Source organism: Helicobacter cinaedi CCUG 18818 = ATCC BAA-847 (assembly GCF_000155475.1).
In the GTDB taxonomy this organism is placed as follows: Bacteria; Campylobacterota; Campylobacteria; order Campylobacterales; family Helicobacteraceae; genus Helicobacter_C; species Helicobacter_C cinaedi.
On the sequence record NZ_DS990429.1, the window covers coordinates 1 to 604 of the forward strand.

The 604-nt window shown below is 32.1% G+C and carries 1 pseudogene; it reads right to left on the reverse strand.

The annotated features are described in order from the left end of the window. Positions 1-604, reverse strand: a pseudogene (locus HCCG_RS12070) (type VI secretion system Vgr family protein); the annotation flags it as partial.

Sequence of the window (604 nt, forward strand, 5' to 3'; positions counted from 1 at the left end):
ACTCTTATTGGTATAGATTCTATTTGCTTTATTTAAAGACATTCTATAAAGAGAAGAGCAAAGAGTAAGCTTAAAGAAATGCTTATGATTTAAAGAGGGGGTAAGATTACCTCTATGAAACACATTTGCACTACTTTGAGTATTTAATCCTAGATACTCTACAAAGCAGAGTATGCCTTGATATTCTTTTATCCTCCCTAAAGAATCTAAAGATTCTTGAGAGTTTTTAGAATCTTTACTTGTTTGATTATGATGAGTGTCTTTGTTTTTATTCTTAGCACTCTTGATAGTATCTTTAAGAGATTCTAAAGTAGAGGGTAGGGCATTGTTTATAAAATCTAAAGTGTGAGAAGTAGAGTGTGATTGAGGATAGGGATTGCTGATTTTAAAGGTTGCTTGCTTGTTAATTAAAGCATTGGGGTGAAAGTTTAAAGTGCTCTCCTTATGTGGGAAAGAGTTAAAAGTGTTCTCTTGGTCTTTCCTTGAAGAGTTGAAAAAGTCTAAAGTAAAAGGATGCTCTTCTAAGCTTTCTATATATCCTTCACACTCAATTCTCCATAAGGATTCTAAACTTTCTTTAATATGGGCTTTAGTGATAGTAAAA